Below are 18,464 nucleotides of genomic sequence, written 5' to 3'. Positions count from 1 at the left end.
TAAATAAAGACATGAGTAAAGCATTAACAAGAACAGACTTTAACTTTCCGGGACAGAAAAGTGTGTACCACGGCAAAGTGCGTGATGTATACAACATCAATGACGAAAAGTTAGTAATGGTAGCTACCGACCGTATCTCCGCATTCGACGTAGTTCTGCCTGAAGGTATTCCCTACAAAGGACAAATGCTGAACCAGATTGCAGCCAAATTTCTGGATGCAACTACTGACATCTGCCCCAACTGGAAAATGGCGACCCCAGATCCTATGGTTACCGTAGGAGTTATGTGTCAAGGTTTTCCTGTGGAAATGATTGTCCGTGGTTACCTGTGCGGTAGCGCATGGCGTGCTTACAAAAACGGCGTTCGCGAAATCTGTGGTGTACAACTTCCCGAAGGAATGAAAGAAAACCAGAAATTTCCCGAACCAATCATTACTCCAACCACTAAAGCCGAAATGGGCCTGCATGACGAAGACATCTCTAAGGAAGAAATTCTGAAACAAGGTCTGGCTACTCCCGAAGAATACGAAATATTGGAAAAATATACATTGGCTCTGTTCAAACGCGGTACTGAAATCGCTGCAGAACGCGGACTGATCCTGGTAGATACCAAATACGAATTCGGTAAACACAACGGCACTATTTACCTGATGGATGAGATCCACACTCCGGATTCAAGCCGTTACTTCTATTTGGAAGGTTATGAAGAACGCTTTGCAAAAGGCGAACCTCAAAAACAACTTTCTAAAGAATTCGTACGCGAATGGTTGATGGAAAATGGTTTCCAAGGCAAAGAAGGACAACAAGTTCCCGAAATGACTCCGGAAATCGTAAATTCTATCAGCGAACGCTACATGGAACTGTTCGAGCACATCACCGGCGAAAAATTTGTGAAAGCAGACACTGAAAACATCGCCGCACGTATAGAAAAGAACGTAACCGAATACTTGAAATAAATAAAAATGAAAAATTAAAGATTAAAAGACAAGTACAGGAATCCAAAAATCCTCCACCCTCTCCTTTTAATCTTTAATTTTCAATTTTAATTAAACATGAACTACCCACAAGAAAAAATCAAGCCCTACAACGCTGACGAAAAGAAAAGCGTCCAAGTAGAGAAAATGTTCGACAACATTGCCCCTGCTTACGACCAGTTGAATCATGCCCTTTCATGGAATATTGACAAAAGCTGGCGCCGCAAAGCCATTAACTGGCTGAAACCTTTTCACCCGCAACACATAATGGATGTAGCCACCGGAACGGGCGATTTTGCCATTCAAGCCTGTCAGACACTTCACCCCCAAGAGCTGATAGGTACCGATATATCCGAAGGCATGATGAATGTGGGACGTGAAAAAGTAAAAGCCGCCGGACTGGACAGCCGTATCTCCTTTGCTAAAGAAGACTGTACAGCACTTACCTTTCCCGACAAACGCTTTGACGCTATTACCGTAGCATTCGGTGTACGCAATTTCGAGGACCTTGACAAAGGACTCCGCGAAATGCACCGCGTACTGAAAGACAACGGAAAACTAGTCATATTGGAACTCTCTGAACCCGACTGGTTTCCCATGAAACAGCTATATGCTGTCTATTCTAAAATAGTCATCCCCACTTTGGGCAAGCTACTCTCTAAAGACCGTAGTGCCTACACTTACCTGCCGCAATCCATCAAAGCCTTTCCACAAGGCGAAATAATGACAGACATTATCCGTAAAGCCGGATTCAATCAGGTGAGTTTCAAACGGTTGACGCTAGGTATCTGTACGCTTTATTTAGCAACGAAATAATTTAAAGTATAGAGTTTTATGAAAAAATATGGTTTGATAGGTTATCCGTTAGGACACTCGTTCTCAAAGAACTTTTTCAATGAAAAGTTTCATTCGGAAAACATTGATGCCGAATATGTAAACTTCGAAATCCCATCCATCAAAGAACTGCCTTCTGTGTTATTGGCTAATCCTGATTTAGTAGGGTTCAATGTCACTATACCTTATAAAGAACAAGTCATCTCTTATTTGGACGAACTGGATAAAGATGCGGCAGCCATCGGAGCCGTCAATGTAATCAAAATTGTCCGCCAAAAAGGTAAGACTAAGCTAATAGGCTATAATTCCGATGTGATTGGTTTCACTCAATCTATCGACCCCTTGTTGGAACCCCAGCACAAAAAAGCTCTGATTCTAGGAACAGGAGGTGCCTCGAAAGCGATTGCCTACGGACTGAAAAAATTAGGTTTGGAATGCAAATTCGTATCACGAAACCTGCGTGAAGAAATGCTGACTTACAATCAGCTCACTCCCGAAATCATGGATGAGTATAAAGTAATTGTTAACTGCACTCCTGTAGGTATGTATCCCCGTGCCGATGAATACCCCAATATTCCATACCAATATCTCACACCCAACCATTTGCTTTATGATTTGTTATATAATCCTGACACTACTCTTTTTATGAAAAAGGGGGCAGACAAAGGGGCAATTACCAAAAACGGTTTAGAAATGCTCTTATTGCAAGCCTTTGGTGCATGGGATATATGGAACAAATAGATAAGGTATGAAAAGAAAAAAAATGATTATTGGAACGAGTTGTATATTCGTTCTGCTTATTATAGTCCTACTTGGAGCCAGTCAATATATGCTGAACTATTCCTTACGCCCTAAAAACAGGGGAAAGAATTTAGAAAGTTCCTGGCAATATATGTTTAAGACTTACTCCTATCTAAAACCATGGATAGATAGTCTGAAACAGAACCAAGCACTGAAAGATACCTTTATCTATTCTCCCGACCACGTAAAACTGCATGCTTACTATGTGGCTTCCAGCCGCCCGACAGCCAAAACCGCAATTATAGTACACGGGTATACAGACAATGCCATCCGCATGATGATGATAGGTTATCTATACAATAAAAAATTGGATTTCAACATCCTCCTACCTGATTTGCGCAATACTGGTCTGAGCGGTGGAAATGCCATACAAATGGGATGGTTAGACCGCAAAGATGTAACACAATGGATGGAGGTTGCCAATCGAATTTACGGTGCCAGTACCAGCATGGTAGTACATGGAATCTCGATGGGTGCAGCCACCACTATGATGGTTTCAGGCGAACCGCAACCCGACTATGTGAAATGTTTTGTCGAGGACTGCGGATATACCAGCGTATGGGATCAATTTTCCAAAGAATTGAAAGAACAATTCGGCTTGCCTCAATTCCCGTTAATGTACACTGCCGACTGGTTATGCCAGCTGGAATATGGATGGGGATTCAAAGAAGCATCCGCATTGAAACAGGTAGCCCGATGCCATCTGCCCATGTTCTTTATCCATGGTGATAAAGATGACTACGTACCCACATGGATGGTGTACCAATTGTATGAGGCAAAACCTCAGCCCAAAGCATTATGGATAGTTCCGGAAGCAGACCATGCACATTCCTATCTGTTCAATACCGAAGAATATACCCAAAAAGTAAAAGCATTTGTAGACAAATACATCCAATGAGAAAATTGACATTTTTACTTACTTTTTTCATGCTCCTTGGCTCCGTCCACCTTCAAGCCAAAGAATATGCCATAAAAGACATACCGATGGTACATTTGCAAAACCGTACCCGCTACGTCAGCAATCCCGACGGTATCCTTTCATCAACCGCTGTCACCACTATGGACAGCATCCTCTACGCTTTAGAGCAAAAAACAGGTATACAAACATTAGTGGTAGCGGTAACAGGCATAGAGGGAGGTGATTGTTTTGATTTCGCCCACCGGCTGGGACAGGAAACGGGCGTAGGACAAAAAGAACGTGACAATGGGCTGGTCATCTTGCTTTCCACCGACGAGCGGTGTGTGCAGTTCGCTACTGGATATGGTCTTGAAGGGATATTGCCGGATGCCATCTGCAAACGGATTCAGAACCGCTATATGCTGCCCTATTTCAAGGACAATAACTGGAACGCAGGAATGGTAGCAGGAATACGGGCTGTAAACGGCTATCTGGACGGTTCCATGGAAAATATAAACAATGACGAAAGCGAAGATGATCCCTTAGAATTCATCATCATCTTTTTTGTGATTTTCGGAGGATTTATTGGCATCGGATTATATGCAAACTGGCGTAAAACACGCTGCCCCCATTGCAAAAAACACAAATTGCAACGTCTTTCTTCCAAAGTTATAGACCGAAGTAACGGAACAAAGACTGAAGAAGTAGTATATAAATGCAGAAATTGCGGACATATCCTCAGACGGAAAGAACGGTCGAGAGATGAGAATTACAAAGGTCCCCGAGGAGGAGGTCCGTTCATAGGCGGAATGGGAGGAGGATTTTTTGGTGGCCACGGTGGAAGTGGCGGCGGATTTAGCGGAGGAAGTTTCGGAGGTGGAAGCTTTGGAGGCGGAGGAGCCGGAAGCCGTTTTTAAGAACAAGAATATTCATAATTTTAATAGTATATACATATGAAAAAGTCAACGATTATTGTAATAGTAGTCATTGTATTAATTGCCATTTGGGGAATAACCTCTTATAATGGTATGGTAAAAATGGATGAATCTGTCAGCACAGCGTGGAGCAATGTAGAAAACCAGTACCAACGCCGTTCTGATTTAATCCCCAACTTGGTAAATACAGTAAAGGGATACGCCTCACACGAAAAAGAAACTTTTCAAGCTGTAGTAGACGCCCGTAGCAAAGCCACTCAAATGCAGATCAGCGCCGATGACCTGACTCCCGAAAAAATGCAGGCCTATCAAAAGGCACAAGGCGAAGTAGGTAGTGCGTTGAGCCGCCTGCTCGCTATCACCGAAGCTTATCCCGACTTGAAAGCCAATGAGAACTTCAAAGAGTTGCAAGCACAACTGGAAGGTACAGAAAACCGAATCAGTGTAGAACGCAAAAGATTCAATGACACAGCACGCGCATATAACACAGCTATCCGCACTTTTCCCCGCAATTTGCTTGCAGGTATGTTCGGATTTGACAAACGCCCATATTTTGAATCTGAAGAAGGAGCTGATAAAGCACCTAAAGTAGAATTCTAACTCTTACAAGTCCCTGTTTCCAATCTTAAGAAACAGCTTTCGGGTACGGATTGTAGAAACCATGCAGTTTTTTTATGCCAAACTGTAAAAATCATACAATCCGTACCCTATTTTTATCCATCTCACTAATTTTTCAACAACAATCAAGCATATTATCCCTAAAATCATTATCTTTACGGAAAGAAACTTTTAAAACTACAAGCAATATGTTCAATTCATTTGGTAATATTTTCCGGTTAACCAGTTTCGGTGAATCCCATGGACCGGGAGTAGGCGGCGTCATTGACGGCTTCCCTGCCGGTATTAAGGTTGATATGGATTTCGTTCAGCAGGAACTGAACCGCCGCCGTCCCGGACAGTCATTACTTACCACCAGCCGCAAGGAGCCTGATACAGTGGAATTCCTTTCAGGTATATTCGAAGGCAAGTCCACCGGTTGCCCCATCGGATTTGTGGTATGGAACAAGAACCAACATTCAAACGACTACGAGAATATCAAGAATCTGTTCCGCCCTTCACACGCAGATTATACTTATATGCAAAAATACGGAATCCGTGATTACCGTGGCGGGGGACGTTCATCAGCACGAGAAACCATTTCGCGCGTAGTAGCAGGAGCTTTAGCCAAATTAGCATTGAAACAACTAGGAATCAGTGTCACAGCTTATACCTCACAAGTAGGATCTGTCAAACTTGATAAAGATTACAAAAGCTATAACCTCGAATTGATAGAAACAAACGATGTGCGTTGTCCCGATCCGGGGAAAGCCAAGGAAATGGCAGAGCTTATCTGGAAAATCAAAGGAGAAGGCGATACAATAGGTGGTGTAGTGAGTTGCGTCATCAAAGGATGCCCTATCGGATTAGGCCAACCCGTATTCGGGAAGTTACATGCCGCACTAGGAAATGCCATGTTAAGTATCAATGCCGTAAAAGGTTTCTCTTATGGACAAGGTTTTGACTCTATGGAACTAAAAGGCAGCGAGCAGAATGATGTATTTTATAATAATAATGGAAGAGTAGAAACAAAAAGTAATTATTCCGGAGGAATACAAGGAGGCATCAGCAACGGACAAGACATTTACTTCCGTGTGGCATTCAAACCAGTTGCCACAATTCTGATGGAGCAACATACTGTAAATATCAACGGCACAGACACGACCATGAAAGCCAAAGGACGTCATGACGCCTGCGTGCTGCCGCGTGCCGTCCCCATTGTAGAAGCCATGGCTGCCATGACCATTTTGGATTATTATCTGATAGACAGGACTACACAACTATAAGAATCATTCAATTATGGAAATAAAACAATACATTAAAGAAAATGAAGCACGCTTCATGGAGGAACTTTTCAGCCTCATCCGTATTCCCAGCATCAGTGCTTTACCCGAACATAAAGACGATATGCTGGCCTGTGCCTTACGTTGGAAAGAACTTTTGTTGGCAGCCGGAGCAGATGAAGCCATAGTAATGCCCTCACAAGGCAATCCATTGGTATTTGCACAAAAGCATGTAAGCAATGATGCTCCTACCCTATTGATTTATGCCCACTATGACGTAATGCCTGCCGAGCCGTTGGGCCTTTGGAAAAGCCAACCTTTTGAACCTGAAATTCGCGACGGACACATTTGGGCACGTGGCGCTGACGATGATAAAGGACAAGCTATGATCCAAGTAAAAGCATTCGAATACGTAGTAAAAAACGGACTGCTGAAACACAATGTGAAATTTATTTTCGAAGGTGAAGAAGAAATAGGTTCTCCCAGTCTGAATACCTTCATCAAGGAACATAAGGAATTGCTGAAAGCCGATGTAATTCTAGTTTCGGATACCAGTATGCTAGGCGCGGACCTTCCCTCTCTGACTACAGGTTTACGAGGTCTGGCTTATTGGGAAATAGAAGTGACCGGTCCGAACCGTGACCTTCATTCCGGACACTTCGGCGGAGCGGTAGCTAATCCTATCAATACCCTGTGCAGTATGTTAGCCCAAGTCATTGGCGAAGACGGACACATCACTATCCCCCATTTTTATGACGATGTAGAGAAAGTACCGGCTGCCGAACGTGAGATGATTGCACAAATTCCTTTCGATGAAAAAAAATATATGGAAGCCATTGGCGTAAAAGCACTGAAAGGTGAAAAAGGATATTCCACTTTAGAACGTAATAGCTGCCGTCCCTCTTTTGATATTTGTGGTATCTGGGGCGGATATACAGGTGAAGGTTCAAAAACCGTACTTCCCTCAAAAGCATATGCCAAGGTATCGTGCCGACTGGTTCCACATCAAAACCACGCAGTTATTTCCCAATTGTTTGTGGACTATATCCAGTCTATCGCTCCGGAATATGTACAAGTAAAAGTAACCCCGATGCACGGGGGCGAAGGATATGTATGCCCCATCACCTTGCCCGCCTATCAGGCTGCCGAAAAAGGCTTTGCTAAAGCATTCGGGAAAAAACCACTTGCCGTACGCCGTGGAGGAAGTATTCCTATCATCAGTGATTTTGAACAAATCTTAGGTATAAAGACCGTTCTCATGGGATTCGGGTTGGAAAGTGATGCCATCCATTCGCCTAATGAAAACTTCTCTCTGGATATATTCCGTAAAGGAATTGAAGCTGTGGTAGAATTCCATCTCAATTATTAATCAATAATAAAAATGAATGCGGCAACAATCTTTAAAACTCTGACAACTGTTACTCTTTCAATAACATTACTAATGACAGGAGGTTGTAACAATATGGAAACAAAAAAAGAAGAAACAGGAAAAAACACGGCTATAGAAAATATCTTTGCCCGAAAGAGCGTCCGTGCCTATACATCCCAACCGATAGAAAAAGAGAAAGTGGACTTATTAGTAAAAGCTGCTATGGCTGCACCGACAGCAGTAAACAAGCAGCCTTGGGCTTTCGTGGTAGTGGATGACCGTACAGTATTAGATAAACTAGCCGCCGAACTGCCTTATGCCAAGATGACGGCACAGGCTCCACTAGCCATCGTGGTTTGTGGTGATTTAAGCAAAGCTCTGAACGGAGAAAAAGACCGGTACTGGATGCTAGATTGCTCCGCCGCATCCGAAAATTTGTTACTGGCAGCAGAGTCAATGGGGTTGGGAGCGGTATGGACTGCGGTCTATCCGGAGAACGACCGCATTGCAAAGGTAAGGTCAGTCTTATCTTTACCAGACCATATCATTCCTTTCAATTTGATTCCAGTGGGTTATCCACAACATCGGGAAGAATCTAAAGATAAATTCAAGACCGAAAATATCCATTATAATAAATGGTAAACAAAGGTCTAGAAATATAAATTAAGTCGGCTGGTTTAATATAAATCAGCCGACAATCTCTTTCCATTCATTCATAGTTAATTTTCCTCAATCTCTATCAGCCTCATCAAGTTTCTTTTTGGTCTTTTCTATCTTGTTTTTAGCTTTATCCAAAGTTTCCCCAACCTCATCAGCTTTATCCTCAATCTGATCCTTGGCATCATCCATCACGTCTTCAACCGATTCTTTGGCTTTTTCTATACGCTCCTCAAATTTATCCTTTCCTTTCTTTTCACCACAAGATGTAACAGCAAACATCGTCATGCACACTAACACTGCAAATAATTGTCTTTTCATACTTTTTCTATTTGATTATAAACTTGATTTTAAACTATGTTCAAATATAAGCATATACCCTATTTCTTACAAATTCAATCTGTTCTTTGCTATATATAAAGTCTAAATCCGACAGGAAAAAGAACTTATCCCATCAAAAAAGCCACCATAGCAAGGTGGCTTTCAATATATTAATAAAACATTCTATATTACCTGTCAAAAACTACTTTGTAGCAGGAGCTGTTTTAGCAGGAGCCGTCTTTATATTAATAAGAATACTATTTTCAACTCCTTCTTTGGTTACATATACTATTCTGTATGCCTTTACCCCTTCTTCTTTTAGAGAAAGAGAAGCACTTTTAAGAGTCGATTCGGGATATTTTTTAGCTATGGCATCTTTAACAGATTGAGGAACCTCTTTCAGGTCTATGTTTTTAAATCCGTCTTCCACAGTAACTGTATCATTCTTTACTTTCATGGTATCATCAGCCATGACAAAAGTTCCTACACCAAAAAGGAATACAAGTGATAAAAATATCTTTTTCATAATGGTTAAATTTAAATGTTTACCTACCGACAGATATCATAAAAGACAAGAAAAATATACATCATATTCAGTCATTTTCCTCCATTAGAATATCTTCGTTAAGTAAGAATACTAAATTAAGAAAACTATATTGAGAACTAAATTATTAAGAAAAGAAGTACATACCAAATATATAAACTAAAGTTTGTGGAAATAAACATTCTTTAATCCACACCAGCTTATGCTTTCACAGCCCTATCTATTCCAACTTTCCTAGCCATTAAGTAAAAAAGCTTCTGTAGAGATAGTTGTACAAACGTTTGGCATAATGCCGCAAAATACGTACTTTTGCGACTCATTTATAAAATACTATTTGAATGAAAGCACTAAAAGAACGCATTTTACGGGACGGAAAATGTTTCGAAGGAGGAATACTGAAAGTAGACAATTTCATCAATCACCAAATGGATCCTATCCTCATGAAATCCATTGCTGTAGAATTTGTACGCCGTTTTGCCTCTACCAATATCAATAAAGTTATGACCATCGAAGCCAGTGGTATAGCTCCCGCCATCATGGTAGGCTACTTACTGGAACTTCCTGTTGTCTTCGCCAAGAAAAAGAAACCCGTCACAATGGAAAATATGCTCACCACCAGTGTATATTCATTTACTAAAGACCGTTCTTATGATGTATGCGTCAGCAAAGATTTCCTGTCCAAAGGAGACCGTGTTCTTTTTATTGACGACTTTCTCGCCAACGGCAATGCAGCCAAGGGGATCATCGATTTGGTAGAAAAAGCCGGGGCCGAACTATCCGGAATGGGATTCATCATCGAAAAAGCATTCCAACATGGCGGAGATTATTTGCGTAATGCAGGTATCCGCGTAGAGTCATTGGCCATCATTGAAAGTCTGGACAATTGTGAAATCAAAATAAGATAATCCCATGCAGGAATCTCAAACCGCCCAATCCAATACCGGACTGATTTACGGATTGAACGACCGCCCTCCTGTACGAGAGGCCATTTTTGCCGCCATACAGCATTTGCTTGCTATTTTTGTGGCCATCATTACTCCGCCTCTTATCATCGCTGGAGCATTAAAACTGGATTTGGAAACGACCAGTTTCCTAGTATCCATGTCTCTCTTTGCCTCAGGTATTTCTACCTTTATCCAATGTAAACGGATAGGAGGTATCGGCACCGGCCTTTTATGTATCCAAGGAACTAGTTTTTCATTTATTGGTCCTATCATCTCGGCAGGTATGCTGGGCGGACTTCCACTGATTTTCGGCACTTGCATCGTGGCATCATCTGTAGAGATGGTCATCAGCCGCATCTTAAAATATACCCGTAAAATAATCACCCCTCTGGTATCAGGTATTGTAGTCACTTTGATTGGAATGAGCCTGATAAAAGTAGGTATCACAGCTTGTGGCGGAGGTGTCTCCGCCCAAAGCAACGGCACTTTCGGAAGTTTTGAGAATCTAGGTCTAGCTCTACTGGTACTCATTCTCATTATCCTTTTTAATAGAAGTTCCAACCGCTACCTACGCATGAGTTCCATCGTTATCGGCTTGATTATAGGATATTTAGTTGCCTGGGGCCTCGGTAGAATTGATTTCTCGGCAGTACAAAGTTTTGGTGGTTTCAATATTCCCCTCCCATTCAAATACGGACTGGATTTCGACTTCTCCGCATTCATAGCTTTGGGATTAGTATTTTTGATAACAGCCATAGAAGCCTATGGAGACATTACTGCCAATTCTCTGATATCAGGAGAACCTGTAGAAGGAAAAGTATTCATCAAACGTGCTTCAGGAGGAATTTTGGCAGACGGATTCAATTCGATGCTGGCAGGTATTCTCAATTCTTTTCCAAACTCCGTTTTCGCGCAAAATAACGGCATGATACAACTGACAGGAGTAGCCAGCCGATATGTAGGCCATTACATTGCAGGTTTCCTTATTTTATTAGGATTATTTCCCAGTGTAGGATTAATTTTCTCCCTAATGCCCGAACCTGTATTGGGAGGCGCTACTTTACTGATGTTCGGAACAGTAGCTTCAGCAGGCATTCGTATTATCGCAGCACAAAAGATTAACCGGAAAGCAACATTAGTCATCGCACTTAGTTTCGCTTTAGGTTTAAGTGTAGAAATGGTTCCTGAAATACTATGTCAATTTCCAGAATCAATAAAGAATATTTTCTCATCCGGCATTACAACAGGTGGAGTTACTGCCATCATTTCAAATGCACTGATACGGATGAAAGAGTAAAAACAAGTAATTTTCTCATAAATTGGAACTAAAGCATTAACTTTCTTTGCAAATCAGCAAAGGAAGGGAGAATAATATATATCTTTGCTCCAAAATATGATTATGACTACAGAGGATTTACAGAACCTATATCAAACCTACCTCGGAGAAGTACCCGAAGAGATTGTAGAATTACCCTCATCCGGTTCCAACAGGCGTTATTTCCGGCTGACCGGAACTAAAAAACTGATTGGCGTATACGGCACCTCCAAAGAAGAAAATGAAGCCTTTCTTTATATGGCAGTACACTTCCGCAAGAAAGGTCTTCCTGTTCCAGAAGTATACATCTGTTCTGAAGACAAGAATTGTTATCTGCAAGAAGATTTAGGAGATATCCTTTTATTCAACGCTATTGAAAAAGGGCGGGCGACCAGCGTCTTCTCCGAAGAGGAGAAAGAAATGCTGCGCAAGACCATCCGCTTACTGCCTTCTATCCAATTTGCCGGAGCAGACGGCTTTGATTTTTCACACTGTTATCCCCAAGCCGAATTCAACCAACGTTCTATCCTTTGGGACTTGAACTATTTTAAATACTGCTTTTTGAAAGCTACCGGACTGGAGTTCCAAGAAGACAAGCTGGAAGATGACTTTCAAAAAATGAGTGATGTACTGCTACGCAGTTCTTCCGCCACTTTTATGTATCGGGATTTCCAAAGCAGAAACGTGATGATAAAGGATGGAGCACCCTGGTTCATTGATTTCCAGGGAGGACGTAAAGGACCGTTTTTCTATGATGTAGCCTCTTTCTTATGGCAGGCTAAAGCTAAATTTCCCGAAACTCTGCGCAATGAACTGTTGGAAGAATATATAGACGCCCTATGTAAATATAAACCCGTAGACCGTGATTATTTCTTCAACCAACTGCGTCATTTCGTGCTCTTCCGCACCTTGCAAGTATTGGGAGCTTACGGTTTCCGTGGCTATTTCGAAAAGAAGCCACATTTTATCCAAAGTGTACCATACGCCATTGAGAACCTGAGGCAATTACTTCATAATGAATATCCCGAGTATCCCTATTTATGCTCCGTACTAAGGGAACTTACCGAACTGAAGCAGTTCAAGGATGATTTGAAGAAACGGCAACTCACAGTGAAAGTCATGAGTTTCGCCTATAAGAAAGGTATTCCCGATGATCCTACAGGCAACGGTGGAGGGTATGTCTTCGATTGCCGTGCCGTAAATAATCCCGGAAAATACGAACGTTATAAACCTTTCACCGGGCTGGATGAGCCGGTCATTCGCTTTCTGGAAGAAGACGGTGAAATATTCCCATTTCTGGATGCTGCTTATTCTTTAGTAGACGCTTCGGTAAAACGATATATGGAACGCGGATTCAGTAACTTATCTATATGTTTTGGCTGCACAGGAGGACAACATCGTTCTGTTTATTCGGCACAACACATGGCAGAACACCTCAATAAAAAATTCGGTATAAAAGTAGAGTTAATACACCGAGAACAGAATATAGAACAAACATTTGAAAGAACATTATGAAAGCAATGATTTTTGCAGCCGGACTAGGCAGCCGACTTAAACCTTTAACAGACACCCGGCCTAAAGCATTAATAACGGTGGGTGGAAAAACCATGTTAGAGCACATCATCTTAAAACTGAAAGCAGCAGGATTTGATGAAATAGTAATCAATGTACACCACTTTTCCAATCAGATTCTCGCTTTTCTGGAAGCTAACCAGAACTTCGGAATCGATATACAAATCTCGGACGAGACAGACTGTCTGCTTGATACGGGCGGCGGTTTGGAAAGAGCATACTACTTATTACATCATCCTGAGGATATGTTTACCAAAGAAGGCGAAACTCCGTATGAACTGATATTCGAAAATCTGATGAAAGGAATGGATGAGGAAGAAATAATCGAAAGAGGCTTAGGAATTATGCGGAAAGAATGCTACTTGCTCCACAATGTAGATATCCTTTCCAATTGCGATTTTGAAAGTCTTATGTATTATCATCAGAATAGTTCTAACATCAATGCCACCCTTTTAGTCAGCCCACGCAAGACCTCCCGTTATCTGTTGTTTAATGACGATAATCTGTTACGTGGCTGGGTCAATAAAGACACCATGGAAACCAAACCGGCAGGACTCCGGTATAAAGAAGGGGAATATCGGGAATACGCCTATAGCGGGATACAAGTGACTACTCCTAAAATTTTAAATCTCCTTCCCAGAGGAAAATATTCCATTATCGATTTCTATCTCTCCATATGTCACAGAGTCGACATCCAGTGCTATGTAGAAGATGATTTGCAATTGCTTGATATCGGTAAACCGGAAAATCTGGAAAAAGCGGAAGAGTTTCTCAGTAAATTATAACCAGTCCAAGAAATATATCCAATAAAACAGCTTCTTATTCTTTCGGATAAAATGGGCAGATAAAAAAAGTCGTAACTTTATGAAGTGCCCCCCAAAAGTTTTGTGTCTAACTTTTGGGGGACACTTCATTATGACCAAAGGTTCAATTTATTTTTTTGAGCTTCCTCCAAAGATACCGTTTTTACCTGTTTGGTACTGTTTTTCAGACGAAGTTCCTCATATTCTTTGTTCAGCCTTTCCACAAATTCAGAAGAAGATTCCGGATTCAGCAAACGGGCGGCTACCAAGGCATTCTGTGAAGCATCTTTCATGTGAATGACCGGACCTCCATAAACAGGTGCTATTTTCAAGGCAGTATGCAGCTTGGAAGTAGTGGCTCCTCCAATCATAATGGGAATGTCCAGCCCCGCACGCTTTAACTCTACAGCCACATGCGCCATTTCTTCCAATGATGGAGTAATCAGCCCGCTTAATCCTATTATATCCACCTTTTCCTCTATAGCCTTCCGGACTATCATTTCAGCAGGAACCATCACGCCAAGGTCTATAATTTCATAGTTATTACAAGCCATGACCACTGATACGATATTCTTCCCAATATCATGCACATCCCCTTTTACGGTAGCCATCAATACCTTTCCAGCGCTGCGGGCACCTTCTTGTTTATCAGCCTCAATAAGAGGTTGCAAAATAGCTACTGCCTTTTTCATGGTACGAGCAGTCTTCACAACTTGCGGTAAGAACATTTTCCCTGCTCCAAACAGCTCTCCTACCCTATTCATACCTTCCATCAACGGACCTTCAATAATATCCACCGCCTTAGGATATAGTTTCACCGCTTCCGCCAAATCTTCTTCCAAGTGATCACCAACACCTTTTATCAAGGCATACTGAAGACGTTTCTCTACCATCGGTTCCTCACGCCACACATCCTGCTTTACGGCTTCTGTTCCGGTCGCCGTATTTTTCAACGCCTCAGCAGTTTCTATCAAACGTTCGGCAGCATCGGGCCTGCGGTTTAAGACTACATCCTCTATCCGTTCCAGCACATCAGCAGGAATATCTGTATAAAGCACCGAAGTAGCAGGATTTACAATACCCATATCCATACCTTGACGAATAGCATGATAAAGGAATACGGCATGCATTGCCTCACGGATATAATTATTTCCACGGAAAGAGAACGACAGATTGCTCACACCACCACTGATATGTGCTCCGGGTAAATTCTTCTTTATCCATCCGGTGGCATTGATAAAGTCTACCGCATAATTATTATGCTCTTCAATACCAGTAGCCACAGCCAGTACATTGGGATCGAAAATGATATCATGAGGATTAAAGCCTACCTGCTCCGTCAATATTTTATAAGCACGGGCACATACTTCAATTTTACGTTCAAAAGTATCAGCCTGTCCTTTCTCATCAAAAGCCATCACCACAGTGGCAGCTCCCAATTTCTTTATCAGACGGGCATGTTCTATAAATTTCTCCTCCCCTTCCTTCAAAGAAATAGAATTGACAATAGATTTTCCTTGCAGACATTTCAGTCCGGCCTCAATGACTTCCCACTTGGAAGAGTCAATCATGATGGGTACACGGGCTATATCAGGCTCGGACATGACCAGATTCAAGAAAGTAGTCATCTCCTCCCGGGCATCCAGCAAACCGTCATCCATATTCACATCAATCACCAAAGCACCGTCTTCCACCTGCTTGCGGGCGATACTTAGCGCTTCCTCATATTTCTTTTCATTGATTAAACGGAGAAATTTACGGGATCCGGCCACATTGCAACGCTCACCTACATTAATAAAATTCATTTCGGGAGTCTGCTCCAACAGTTCCAACCCGGAAAGCCACAGCCTCTCAGGAGTGGTGGCAGGAATATGAGGAGGCACCCAGGCAGAACCGGAAACAATCAATTCCTGATATTTTGCAATATATTCCTCCGTTGTACCACAACAACCACCGATAATGTTTACTAATCCTTCATCGATATATTCCTTCACTTCTGAAGCCATTTCCTCTGGAGTCTGGTCATACTGTCCCAAACTGTTGGGAAGTCCGGCATTGGGATAGGCACTTATATAATAAGGTGCGCGTGCGGCCAGCCCTTCCAAAAAAGGTTTCAATTGTTTCGCTCCGAATGAGCAGTTCAGACCGATAGAAAAAATAGGCGCGTACTGTACGGATGCCAGAAAAGCATCCAATGTTTGCCCCGAAAGAGTACGTCCTGCAATATCCGAAACAGTAACAGAAAGCATAAGAGGAACCTCGCGCCCTGTCTTCTTCATTGCCGTTTCCGCAGCATAAATGGCCGCTTTGGCATTCAGGGAGTCGAAAATGGTTTCTATCAGAAGCGCATCCACCCCTCCTTCCAGCAGGGCCTCCATTTGTTCCTGATAGGCGGTGGCCAGTTCATCGTATGTCAAAGCACGCAAGGCCGGATTATTGACATCCGGACTCATGGAACAAGTCTTGTTGGTAGGACCTACCGAACCTGCTACAAATCTAGGTTTACGAGGGGTCTTCGCGGTATATTCATCGGCCAGTTCGCGAGCAAGTCTGGCAGCGGCCAGATTAATCTCACGACACAAATCCTGCATATGATAGTCTGCCATCGAAATCCGTTGGGCATTGAACGTATTTGTTTCAATAATATCAGCTCCCGCTTCCAGGTATTTGCGGTGAATGTCCTTTATCACATCCGGACGAGTAAGGCAAAGCAAATCATTATTACCTTTCATTTGTCCGGGTATCCCGGCAAAACGCTCTCCGCGAAAATCCTGTTCGGACAGGTTGTACCGTTGTATCATGGTTCCCATCGCACCGTCAAGGATGAGGACCCGCTCGTTGATTATTTGTTTTAATGTAGCCATAGGTCTATTTTTTAGGCACGAATTACACGGACAACACGGATTTCCTCTGTGGTTGCTACAACCGGGAACCGTGAAATTCATGTAATCCGTGCCTAATTATTATAAAATATTTATCTTTTAAACATACGGTCCATTTCGCGACGGTCGTCTTTTTCTTTCAACGACTCGCGCTTATCATATTGTTTTTTACCTTTTGCCAATGCGACAACCAACTTTGCCAGTCCTTTTTCATTAATAAACAGACGGACAGGAACAATCGTAAAACCGGGATTCTTTCCGGCTTCTTCCAATTTTCGCAGTTCTTTCTTGCTCAACAATAATTTGCGTTCTCGACGGGCGGAGTGGTTATTATATGAACCATAGAAGTACTCGGCAATGTGCATATTCTTCACCCACAACTCGCCTTGCACAAAATAACAATAGGTATCTACCAGGCTGGCTTTGCCCAAACGGATGGATTTTATCTCAGTTCCCGTGAGCACGATACCTGCCGTGTACGTATCGATAAATTCATAATCGAACGATGCACGCTTATTCTTTATATTAACAGGAGTCGGTTTCATTAATTCAAAATAACAGATAACTCATTAAACACAGCGGCAATCAATGCCGGACAAACAATTATAATAACTGAAGCAATCAAGGTGTATCGTGTCAGTTTCTCTTCATTTACCTTCATCAGGGTACGTGCACCTTCGAACACCACAAATACGGTGTAAAATTGCAATATCCAATGAAGGATGGAAATAGAAAACAACCCGCTGACAATATCGAGCACAAAAGTCACTACCATAGAATAACCTACAAACTGCTGATTTAGTTCATACTGGTCTTCACGCCCTAAAAGTTTCTTGCCCAATTGGTCTATGGCGTATGCCGCCAAAAAATATCCTCCAAACAAGGATACAAATATAGCACAACATCGTGTCATCGCTATTTGGAAAGCAGCGACTCCTTCCGTATTTCCTATGAATGTACCTATAAAAACGGATAAACCACATAAGCCTATCATGGGATAAACAAATGCTCCCAACACTTTACGCCTATCCTCTTCTCTGCTAATTTCCTCCCACACTTTTGCCGGAGACGAAATCAACGCTATTACTCGCTTAAATAAATCTTTGTAGTTCAATGCCTAATCTATTTACCTCTGTTCAACTTCAATGAAATGCAAAGGTAATTAATTCACTGGAATAAACGAATAAAAAACGCATACTTCTCTTGGGGGAATCAAAAAATAAGAGTACTTTTATTATAAATTTAGAAGAAGGACAAATATAACTAAGGCAAAATGACAAAAGAAAAAACTTTGAAAGCTTTAGAATATAAAAAAACTAAATGTTAATTTAAAAGAAGGATGTCTGGGAATTTTCTCTCCATAGGGAATGCATAGCTTTATAATCAGGTTCATCCTTAAAAGATCTTATCCATACCTCTAAACCTTTCTTGCCGTATGGTTAAGGGTTTTCTTCCTGCCTGTTTTATCTCCGCAAGCCTTTGGAGTTAACTCCATAGTCTTGGGAGATAACTCCAAAACTTATGGAGATAACTCCAAAGGCTATGGAGATAGAATACATCCGCATAAAAAGGTTTAATCAAGAGATAGAAAATGTTTATGCAACAGGAACGAATGCGATATGTTGTTATTACGGCAGCAGAAAGATCGAACCGTTTAAAAATTCATGTTAACTCTTTTCACATGCAGGAGGTATATACTGAATCTAAAGAAAGATATGAACAGGAAAATAAGAAG

The 18,464-nt window shown here is 41.8% G+C and carries 18 protein-coding genes; 13 read left to right on the top strand and 5 right to left on the bottom strand.

Annotated elements, in window-relative coordinates; all coding sequences use genetic code 11:
- Positions 1–11 precede the first annotated feature (11 nt).
- From GKD17_RS06680 to GKD17_RS06640, 9 genes are all read left to right on the top strand, one after another.
- Positions 12–956 (top strand): phosphoribosylaminoimidazolesuccinocarboxamide synthase, encoded by a 945-nt coding sequence (locus GKD17_RS06680; protein ID WP_007842657.1) that lies wholly within the window; start codon positions 12–14, stop codon positions 954–956.
- A gap of 96 nt (positions 957–1,052) precedes the next feature.
- Positions 1,053–1,790 carry a bifunctional demethylmenaquinone methyltransferase/2-methoxy-6-polyprenyl-1,4-benzoquinol methylase UbiE gene (gene ubiE, locus GKD17_RS06675; protein WP_007837710.1) on the top strand — a complete coding sequence of 246 codons (738 nt, stop codon included), beginning with the start codon at positions 1,053–1,055 and terminating at the stop codon, positions 1,788–1,790.
- Positions 1,791–1,808: 18 nt separating this feature from the next.
- The gene (locus tag GKD17_RS06670) at positions 1,809–2,549 is read left to right on the top strand and encodes a shikimate dehydrogenase family protein (RefSeq protein WP_007837709.1); all 741 of its coding nucleotides are present in this window, start codon (positions 1,809–1,811) and stop codon (positions 2,547–2,549) included.
- A gap of 7 nt (positions 2,550–2,556) precedes the next feature.
- Complete coding sequence (locus GKD17_RS06665) at positions 2,557–3,507, top strand: alpha/beta hydrolase (RefSeq protein WP_007837708.1); 951 nt, start codon at positions 2,557–2,559, stop codon at positions 3,505–3,507.
- Positions 3,504–4,424 carry a TPM domain-containing protein gene (locus GKD17_RS06660; RefSeq protein ID WP_007837707.1) on the top strand — a complete coding sequence of 307 codons (921 nt, stop codon included), beginning with the start codon at positions 3,504–3,506 and terminating at the stop codon, positions 4,422–4,424. Before GKD17_RS06665 ends, GKD17_RS06660 begins: the two co-directional genes overlap by 4 nt.
- A 36-nt stretch (positions 4,425–4,460) precedes the next feature.
- On the top strand, positions 4,461–5,042 hold the full coding sequence (locus tag GKD17_RS06655; RefSeq protein ID WP_005847199.1) for a LemA family protein: 582 nt from the start codon (positions 4,461–4,463) through the stop codon (positions 5,040–5,042).
- A 206-nt stretch (positions 5,043–5,248) separates the two neighbouring features.
- Entirely contained in the window at positions 5,249–6,325 is a 1,077-nt protein-coding gene (gene aroC / locus GKD17_RS06650; RefSeq protein WP_007837704.1) for a chorismate synthase, read from the top strand.
- Between the two features lie 13 nt (positions 6,326–6,338).
- On the top strand, positions 6,339–7,691 hold the full coding sequence (locus GKD17_RS06645; protein WP_007837701.1) for a dipeptidase: 1,353 nt from the start codon (positions 6,339–6,341) through the stop codon (positions 7,689–7,691).
- Positions 7,692–7,703: 12 nt separating this feature from the next.
- Positions 7,704–8,333: a nitroreductase family protein gene (locus GKD17_RS06640; RefSeq protein WP_007837700.1), complete on the top strand. Its 630-nt coding sequence runs from the start codon at positions 7,704–7,706 to the stop codon at positions 8,331–8,333.
- 87 nt (positions 8,334–8,420) lie between these two features.
- Here the strand turns inward: GKD17_RS06640 and GKD17_RS06635 are convergent, their stop codons facing one another.
- Together GKD17_RS06635 and GKD17_RS06630 are read right to left on the bottom strand one after the other, a co-directional pair.
- Positions 8,421–8,669, bottom strand: coding sequence for a hypothetical protein (locus tag GKD17_RS06635; protein WP_007837699.1), 249 nt, complete (start codon positions 8,667–8,669; stop codon positions 8,421–8,423).
- 202 nt (positions 8,670–8,871) lie between these two features.
- Positions 8,872–9,195 (bottom strand): hypothetical protein, encoded by a 324-nt coding sequence (locus GKD17_RS06630; RefSeq protein ID WP_007837698.1) that lies wholly within the window; start codon positions 9,193–9,195, stop codon positions 8,872–8,874.
- A 356-nt stretch (positions 9,196–9,551) separates the two neighbouring features.
- Between GKD17_RS06630 and xpt the strand changes: the two genes are divergently transcribed.
- The 4 genes from xpt to GKD17_RS06610 all read left to right on the top strand — a co-directional run bounded on the left by xpt (position 9,552) and on the right by GKD17_RS06610 (position 13,829).
- Complete coding sequence (gene xpt / locus GKD17_RS06625) at positions 9,552–10,118, top strand: xanthine phosphoribosyltransferase (RefSeq protein ID WP_005847479.1); 567 nt, start codon at positions 9,552–9,554, stop codon at positions 10,116–10,118.
- Between the two features lie 4 nt (positions 10,119–10,122).
- On the top strand, positions 10,123–11,454 hold the full coding sequence (locus GKD17_RS06620) for a nucleobase:cation symporter-2 family protein (RefSeq protein ID WP_007837697.1): 1,332 nt from the start codon (positions 10,123–10,125) through the stop codon (positions 11,452–11,454).
- A gap of 102 nt (positions 11,455–11,556) precedes the next feature.
- Positions 11,557–12,987, top strand: a complete 1,431-nt coding sequence (locus GKD17_RS06615) for a RapZ C-terminal domain-containing protein (protein WP_007845217.1) — start codon at positions 11,557–11,559, stop codon at positions 12,985–12,987.
- Positions 12,984–13,829, top strand: a complete 846-nt coding sequence (locus GKD17_RS06610) for a sugar phosphate nucleotidyltransferase (protein ID WP_007837695.1) — start codon at positions 12,984–12,986, stop codon at positions 13,827–13,829. The genes GKD17_RS06615 and GKD17_RS06610 overlap by 4 nt, the downstream gene beginning before the upstream one ends.
- Positions 13,830–13,957: 128 nt before the next feature.
- On the opposite strand, the gene metH is transcribed toward GKD17_RS06610, so the two are convergent.
- The 3 genes from metH to GKD17_RS06595 form a co-directional block, all read right to left on the bottom strand.
- Positions 13,958–16,711 carry a methionine synthase gene (metH, locus tag GKD17_RS06605; protein ID WP_007837694.1) on the bottom strand — a complete coding sequence of 918 codons (2,754 nt, stop codon included), beginning with the start codon at positions 16,709–16,711 and terminating at the stop codon, positions 13,958–13,960.
- A 110-nt stretch (positions 16,712–16,821) separates the two neighbouring features.
- The gene (smpB, locus tag GKD17_RS06600; RefSeq protein ID WP_007837693.1) at positions 16,822–17,274 is read right to left on the bottom strand and encodes an SsrA-binding protein; all 453 of its coding nucleotides are present in this window, start codon (positions 17,272–17,274) and stop codon (positions 16,822–16,824) included.
- Complete coding sequence (locus GKD17_RS06595) at positions 17,274–17,843, bottom strand: Yip1 family protein (RefSeq protein ID WP_007837692.1); 570 nt, start codon at positions 17,841–17,843, stop codon at positions 17,274–17,276. The genes smpB and GKD17_RS06595 overlap by 1 nt, the downstream gene beginning before the upstream one ends.
- Positions 17,844–18,464: the final 621 nt, after the last annotated feature.

The organism is Phocaeicola dorei (assembly GCF_013009555.1).
GTDB lineage: Bacteria > Bacteroidota > Bacteroidia > Bacteroidales > Bacteroidaceae > Phocaeicola > Phocaeicola dorei.
This window is presented reverse-complemented; position numbering and strand designations above follow the sequence as displayed.

What these genes read in the sequence shown, in the direction of transcription:
- GKD17_RS06680 (WP_007842657.1), top strand. Translation starts at nt 12, where the DNA reads ATGAGTAAAGCATTAACAAGAACAGACTTTAACTTTCCGGGACAGAAA.
- ubiE (WP_007837710.1), top strand. Translation starts at nt 1,053, where the DNA reads ATGAACTACCCACAAGAAAAAATCAAGCCCTACAACGCTGACGAAAAG.
- GKD17_RS06670 (WP_007837709.1), top strand. Translation starts at nt 1,809, where the DNA reads ATGAAAAAATATGGTTTGATAGGTTATCCGTTAGGACACTCGTTCTCA.
- GKD17_RS06665 (WP_007837708.1), top strand. Translation starts at nt 2,557, where the DNA reads ATGAAAAGAAAAAAAATGATTATTGGAACGAGTTGTATATTCGTTCTG.
- GKD17_RS06660 (WP_007837707.1), top strand. Translation starts at nt 3,504, where the DNA reads ATGAGAAAATTGACATTTTTACTTACTTTTTTCATGCTCCTTGGCTCC.
- GKD17_RS06655 (WP_005847199.1), top strand. Translation starts at nt 4,461, where the DNA reads ATGAAAAAGTCAACGATTATTGTAATAGTAGTCATTGTATTAATTGCC.
- aroC (WP_007837704.1), top strand. Translation starts at nt 5,249, where the DNA reads ATGTTCAATTCATTTGGTAATATTTTCCGGTTAACCAGTTTCGGTGAA.
- GKD17_RS06645 (WP_007837701.1), top strand. Translation starts at nt 6,339, where the DNA reads ATGGAAATAAAACAATACATTAAAGAAAATGAAGCACGCTTCATGGAG.
- GKD17_RS06640 (WP_007837700.1), top strand. Translation starts at nt 7,704, where the DNA reads ATGAATGCGGCAACAATCTTTAAAACTCTGACAACTGTTACTCTTTCA.
- GKD17_RS06635 (WP_007837699.1), bottom strand. Translation starts at nt 8,669, where the DNA reads ATGAAAAGACAATTATTTGCAGTGTTAGTGTGCATGACGATGTTTGCT.
- GKD17_RS06630 (WP_007837698.1), bottom strand. Translation starts at nt 9,195, where the DNA reads ATGAAAAAGATATTTTTATCACTTGTATTCCTTTTTGGTGTAGGAACT.
- xpt (WP_005847479.1), top strand. Translation starts at nt 9,552, where the DNA reads ATGAAAGCACTAAAAGAACGCATTTTACGGGACGGAAAATGTTTCGAA.
- GKD17_RS06620 (WP_007837697.1), top strand. Translation starts at nt 10,123, where the DNA reads ATGCAGGAATCTCAAACCGCCCAATCCAATACCGGACTGATTTACGGA.
- GKD17_RS06615 (WP_007845217.1), top strand. Translation starts at nt 11,557, where the DNA reads ATGACTACAGAGGATTTACAGAACCTATATCAAACCTACCTCGGAGAA.
- GKD17_RS06610 (WP_007837695.1), top strand. Translation starts at nt 12,984, where the DNA reads ATGAAAGCAATGATTTTTGCAGCCGGACTAGGCAGCCGACTTAAACCT.
- metH (WP_007837694.1), bottom strand. Translation starts at nt 16,711, where the DNA reads ATGGCTACATTAAAACAAATAATCAACGAGCGGGTCCTCATCCTTGAC.
- smpB (WP_007837693.1), bottom strand. Translation starts at nt 17,274, where the DNA reads ATGAAACCGACTCCTGTTAATATAAAGAATAAGCGTGCATCGTTCGAT.